Below are 5,111 nucleotides of genomic sequence, written 5' to 3' on the forward strand. Positions count from 1 at the left end.
TTTATATACACAGGTTAAATAACCAAATTGGATATACTTTGTTTTAAATAATTACCGACAACTCATTAACCAGCAACCGCCAGTGCTCGTTTTCCGGAATACCCGGTTTACGCTTTCCAAAAAACTGCACAATAATATTTCCTTTGGCATCAAAGGCCTCGATACTGGTCACCAATCCATCTTCTGTCGGTTTTTTAACCAGCCATATCGAATCAATTCCATCTTCTCTCAGGTGCAGATTAAATTCAGGATCAAGTACATTGAACCATGGGCCTGTTTGCACCAGATTTTTAACCAATCCAGTATGAATCTGAATACAGCCAGCGCTTCCGGTAAATACCATGATCTCCAAACCGGTCTGCGATGCTTTATGCAATATAGCCTTGAAGGACTCGGTACTGATTTTAAAAGCATAGCCCTCTGGAGCCAGGCGCAATCCCTGAATACGGCTCACACCAAAATTCCGAAGCATTCCATGAAACTCATGGGTATCCTTTAAATTCAGCCATGCTGTTTTAAAACCAGTTACGTCTATTTCAGTATCAGATTTCTCTGCTACCGCTTCCTGAGCTGGTAATATATCTAATACCTCGCGCTGATCTTCATGTTTATATTGATTAACTAAAGCATCATAAGCTGCCGGATCGCTTTGTTCTGTTAAATAGATTTTATGAACTGCCTCACCGTCTTTGCCAAAAAACTGTAAACTTTTTCGTCCAGCTTCATTCAAAGCAAACCCGGATTTCCATTGGTTCATAAACAACCTCAAGTCAATATCTGGATTAACAGCCAATCCCATCATCCCCTGGAAGGAGAGTTTCTTATAGACTCCTTTACGTTCATGAACGCAATGATCATTACGGGTAAGAGCCATCACATAACCTAAACTTTCTATCTGTTTGAGTATTCCTTGAAAATCACTTTTCAACCTTACTGCTGTATCTCCTAACGAAGTAGCAACCAGCTCGGCTTCAGACGCACCTAATTGTCTCGCCGCGTCACGGATCCTTACTTTTGGATTTTCCGATTTAAATGCTTCCCATTGTTTTTTCAGTTCTAGAACATTTTCCATTCCTTATTATTTAAAATTCCTTTAATATTACAATACAACAATTCATGACTTACTTTGCCCTAGCTTTAGCACCTATAAATTGAGGTTATCTCAATTTTCAACATTAAGCAAACCCAACAGCTGGGATCACCAAAGGACACTTATATTCTTCACATGGCATTAATTTAACGTGAATGCTAAAAGTTTCATGTATATTTTCACAATTAATCACTTCCAGAGGTCTTCCATAGGCTACCCGTTTTCCGTTTTTAAGCATCAGGATCTTATCTGCAAAGCGTGATGCAAAATTGATATCATGCAAAATGCAGATCACACAGTAGCCTCTGTCTGCCAGCGACCGGGCCAATACCATAATATGTTGCTGGTACAGTAGATCTAATCCATTTGTTGGTTCATCTAAAAACAAACAGGCATGGTCACTGTCATAAACCTGCGCCATTACCCTTGCTAGCTGGACCCGTTGTTGTTCTCCGCCCGATAATGTATTATAGTCCCTTTTAGCCAGATGTGTGATACCTGTTTCCTCCATAACCGATTTCACTACTTGCAGATCTTTCACTACAGGATTCTGGCCAAAATGTGGGTACCTTCCCATCATAATCAATTCTTCAACAATGAAGGAAATCGATAGGGTATTGCTCTGAGATAAAACCGCTCTCGTCTTGGCCAGGTCGGCCAGTTTGTAAGTATTTAAATTCAGCCCGTTAAAAAGTATGTTTCCGGAAGATGGCAATATTTCCCGGCACAATAGTTTCATTAAGGTACTTTTTCCGGCACCATTTGCACCAAGAATAGCCAGCATCTCCCCTTTATTCGCTTCGAAGCTTAAATTATCAACGAGGTTACGCTGCCCGGCTTTATATTGAAGATGATGTACTTTAATCATGGAATATGTTTTTTATTGCGTTCAGAAATAATAATGTAAATAAAAAATGGGGTGCCAATCATTGCTGTCAATATTCCAATGGGCAATTCGGCCGGGGATACAATTGTTCTTGCGACCAGGTCTGCCAAAGTTAAAAGAGCCGCACCTAATAAGGCCGACCCCGGAATAACAAGCCTGTGATCCGAAGTAAAAGCCATTCTCAGGATATGTGGAATGATCAGACCTATAAAACCTATGGTTCCTGCCACAGCAACCGAAGCGCCCACTGCCATAGTAGATAGAACAACAACAAACGTTTTAATCTGCTTCACGGCAACCCCCATATGTATTGCCTGGGATTCCCCAAGGGCAAGTGTGTTTAATGATTTAGATAAAAAAGGCAACGCGACTAATGGGATCAGAACAAAAGGGAGTAAGATACTTACGCTTTGCCAGTTTGCCCCGCCTAAACTTCCAAGATTCCAGAAGGTAATATTTCTCAGTTGGGCGTCACTGGCCAAATAGGTAAGCAAACCGATAAAGGCATAAGCCAGAGCATTAATTGCAATTCCTGACAGGAGCAAACTGGTGATATTTGTCTTCCCGTTCTTCATAGCAATACGATGTACGATCATCGTGGTGATACCCGCTCCTATAAATGCAGATATAGATAGGGCATAGCTGCCCAGGTTCCCTTTAAGTGTCTTAAATACCCCAATCTCCAAAACAATCATTAATACAGCAAATAATGTTGCTCCAGAAGAAATGCCGATCAGGCCTGGTTCGGCCAGTGGATTGCGAAATAAACCTTGTATTGCAGCACCGGAAACACCTAATGCCGCACCGATCATCCCCCCCCGTAATACCCTTGGCAATCGTATATTTAAAAATACTGCTGCCTGCTGTTCCTGAAAATGGCGAACATTAGAAATACCTGTGTAATAAGTGATCATAGAGATCAGCTCACTTATGTTGATCTTTACCGATCCCAGACAGGAAGAAATCAGCATGGTAAAGACTAAAAACAACAGAAGCATAAATAATATTGATCCAGTTCTTTTGCTCACTTCAGTTTTTCGGCTAGTTCTTTAACTGCAATCCCTAAACGAGGGCCAAAACTGGTTAATAAGTCTCCCTTCATTGTGATCACTTTATTGTTTTTACCCGCATTTGTTTGCTTTATACCTTGCACACCTGCCAGTCCTTTAGTACCTCCGAGGCTTTCCAGACCGTCATCAAATAAAAGGATAACATCTGGGTTTGCTTCTACCAGTGCTTCAGCGGTAAGTGGTTTATAATCCGCAAACCCGGTTATGGCATTTTGTCCCCCTGCAAGTTCTATCATCTTTCCTACTTGTGTTCCTGTGCCACTAACCATCATTGTGCCTACTCCCCTCGCATAAATAAAGAGCACTTTTAACTTTTTCACGTTTTGTACAGCAATCTTCGCCTGCTCTAACTGGGTACCCAGGATTCTTAGTAATGAATCTCCTTGTGCTTTCCTGCCCAAACTATCTGAAACAGACTGGATCAGGTTTTTAGCACCTGCCACGGAATATTTCTGGTCCAACAGCAATAATCTCACACCAGCAGATTTGAATTGTTCCTGAACGGCTGCTGGAAGGTCTTTTTGCAAGGCAACAACCAGATTAGGTTTAAGTGCCAACACGCCTTCTGCATTAATGTTACGGTTGTGTCCTACCTTCGGTTTGCTTTTTAAACTTTCTGGATAAGCACTCGTTACATCCGTACCAACAATGTTTTTTTCCAGGCCAATTCCGGCAATGATCTCACTCAATGCACCATTTAAAGAAACAATCCTCGTACTGTCGGACAATACGGAAGTATTCTCTTTCTGGTTCCCTCCAGTGCAAGCCATCAGTGATGCTATAGCAAGTACTGAGGCGGATAATTTAAATTTCATCATCATACTATCATTCAATTAAATCTTTACAAACCCTAAATAAAGGCGCTTCCGGTGTCTGCCGGAAGCTTTCCTTTATCAACTAAACTAACCAGTATCTTATTATTCACCTAAAACACAGGCAACAAACGTTTAATTTTTAATTCTATGCTTTTTTAACCAGTTTATATTCTATTACAGGTTTTCCACGCACACCGCTATCATTTGGATGGAAGCTCACAAATTTCAGTTTATATACGTTTCCAACTGGATCCTTAACTACGTAAAAACGGTCTGCTTTTACACCAACAGGTGTACCTGAGGTTATCCTCCAGTTACCGGCAATTACATCACGATCTCCGGAGAAGATCACTTTTGACAAATCGCTTTCTTTGAAATTAGCATAAGTAACTGTTGTATTTGCTTCTGTACCTGAGAATACCTGTTGAGATGCCTGTACACCTGCAGCAAAATTGATGAGAACAAAGTCAGAAAAAGTATATGGAATAGTAGCGCTGGCTTTATAAGTAGAAAGTCCCCATTCAATATCCCAGGAATCTTTTGCTGGTTCTACATCTACAAGTCCTTTTATAAAGGAAACATATTTAAAATTAAAGGTTCCATCTTTTACCACAGTCAGACTTTTAAAACTCGTCTCATTAATCTTCGCATACTGCAAAGTATAGCCATTACCGCTTCTGATCACACGAATTTTTTCCCAGCCACGGTTTTCAGTGGTACCTGATTTGCCACGGTTAACGATATAGACTTTATTATCTGCATCAGTAGCAGAAATAGCCTTGATCACCGTGCCTGAAAGATAGGCTGCAAAACTGCCTTGAACAGGGTCTATCGCTGTAAAAGCACCATCCCCCTGTCCTAGTGCCAGTTTACCAGAGCTAACCAGTGCTATCGTATCGGCGATTGTAACCTGGTTCAAATCACTTTTATCCAAGGCTATTGCTGTAGCACCTATACTGTGGTTGATGATCACTCTAAAATCAGCTCCGGAATAAAATCCCAGGTCCCAGGATGCACGTGCGGCAGAAGTTTGCTTATCAGCACTAAAATCCACAAAAACGCTATTTCCTGCACTTCCTCCATCTTCTGAACCAATAAGTCCCTGCAAAGTCATGGTATTTCCGTCCGAAACAGGAACCTGTACAATGGGTGCGTCGGTACTTTTACTACAAGAAGCAAGTACTGCAGCAAAACACAGAGGTGTTAATAATTTGGTAAATCTGTTCATAATTATTGTATGTATTATATAT

General features: G+C 41.0%; 5 protein-coding genes. All 5 read right to left on the reverse strand.

The features are described 5' to 3' along the window. Positions 1-43: 43 nt before the first annotated feature. Positions 44-1,072, reverse strand: a complete 1,029-nt coding sequence (locus tag DBR11_RS12815) for a hemin-degrading factor (RefSeq protein ID WP_108553062.1) — start codon at positions 1,070-1,072, stop codon at positions 44-46. Between the two features lie 103 nt (positions 1,073-1,175). Further along, entirely contained in the window at positions 1,176-1,958 is a 783-nt protein-coding gene (locus DBR11_RS12820; protein ID WP_108553063.1) for a heme ABC transporter ATP-binding protein, read from the reverse strand. Next, on the reverse strand, positions 1,955-3,004 hold the full coding sequence (locus tag DBR11_RS12825) for an iron ABC transporter permease (protein WP_233260737.1): 1,050 nt from the start codon (positions 3,002-3,004) through the stop codon (positions 1,955-1,957). The genes DBR11_RS12820 and DBR11_RS12825 overlap by 4 nt, the downstream gene beginning before the upstream one ends. Next, positions 3,001-3,867: a hemin ABC transporter substrate-binding protein gene (locus tag DBR11_RS12830; protein ID WP_233260738.1), complete on the reverse strand. Its 867-nt coding sequence runs from the start codon at positions 3,865-3,867 to the stop codon at positions 3,001-3,003. Before DBR11_RS12830 ends, DBR11_RS12825 begins: the two co-directional genes overlap by 4 nt. Before the next feature lie 139 nt (positions 3,868-4,006). Beyond that, positions 4,007-5,111: HmuY family protein (locus DBR11_RS12835; RefSeq protein WP_233260739.1), on the reverse strand; the 1,105-nt coding region annotated here is incomplete at its 5' end.

Origin of the sequence: Pedobacter sp. HMWF019 (assembly GCF_003061025.1) — a bacterium.
Taxonomy (GTDB): domain Bacteria; phylum Bacteroidota; class Bacteroidia; order Sphingobacteriales; family Sphingobacteriaceae; genus Pedobacter.